This is a genomic window from Phyllobacterium sp., from assembly GCF_037994425.1.
Taxonomy (GTDB): Bacteria; Pseudomonadota; Alphaproteobacteria; order Rhizobiales; family Rhizobiaceae; genus Phyllobacterium.
Window position 1 is genome coordinate 1 of the sequence record NZ_JBBNAM010000087.1, and the last position, 1,232, is coordinate 1,232.

Annotated in this window: 1 protein-coding gene; it reads right to left on the bottom strand. The window is 58.8% G+C overall.

What is annotated here, in order from left to right:
- Positions 1-147: 147 nt before the first annotated feature.
- The coding region (locus tag AAAB35_RS06580) for a mechanosensitive ion channel family protein (protein ID WP_340667411.1) at positions 148-1,232 on the bottom strand (1,085 nt) is incomplete at its 5' end.

Consider the following 1,232-nt stretch of genomic DNA (forward strand, 5'->3'; position numbering starts at 1 on the left):
ACCTGAGACACGAAAACCGTTTCGGTGCGTCAACAGCAAATTTGAACGTGCCGTACGTCCTTGGAATGTTGCCGTGCGTGCGCATACTGGGGGTCGCATTGAAACCAGCAGGGCCCGCTGAAGGCTGCAGTCGCGCGGTTCACTCGCTCACCCTTCACCCTCCACCAATTTCAGTTGCACGTCAGCAGCCTTTTTGCGAACCATGGAATCTGTTGCAGCGGCGATCGCAGCACCGGTGGAATGATCCTCCTGGTTGCTGGCAACCTGCACTGTTGGTGAGGCAAATCCAATGCCATTTTGAGCGAACGCTTCGCGGATCATTGCGTAGGCGCGCCGCCGGATCGTGGACTGGAAGCCAGGTTTCGTCATCACTTTAAAGCTCAGCTTGATACCGTAGTCGGTGAACGCCTCGACGCCCTTCATCTTGACCGTTTCGAGGATCTGCGGGCCGAATTCAGGATCTTCGAGAAGTGCCGCGCCGACACCCTTAACCAGCTTCTTGACCTTGGCGATATCCGCATCGTAGGTGACCGAGATAAAAAACTTGTCGATCACCCAATCACGGCTCATGTTTTGTACGGCACCCAACAAGCCGAAAGGCACGGTGAAAACCGGGCCACGGTGATGGCGCAGTTTGACGGAGCGGATGCTGAAGGATTCCACGGTGCCTTTGTAGCTGCCGCTCTGAATATATTCTCCCACCCGGAATGCATCATCGGTCATGTAGAACACGCCGCTGATGACGTCTTTGACCAGGGACTGCGAGCCAAAGCCAATGGCAACGCCGAAAATGCCGGCGCCCGCAATCAACGGACCGATGGCCACGCCAAGGGCGGACAGCGCCATCATGACCGCCATGCCCGCGATCAGGACAGCAAGGAAATTGCGCAAAATCGGCAGCAAGGTCATGAGCCGCCCACTGCGGGCGAGCGCAGCTTCATCGCCGCCTTCGATCCGGGCACGTTCGATACGCTGGTTAATGAGGCCCTTGACGATGTGCCAGATCAGGTCAGCGGCAAGCAGGATCACCACGCCGCTCAACACGCCGCGGATGAGGCGACTGACGACTTCGTCCTCCATCAATCCGCTCATGCGGAAGCGAACCACTGCGGCGAGCCAGGCGGCTGCGAGCGCGATGACGACCACCCGTGCGCCGCGCTCCATGAGCACGTTGACGACGGGAGCCCTCGCCTTTTCCGGATCGTCAGGTCCGGCGAAGAACGACTTCACGA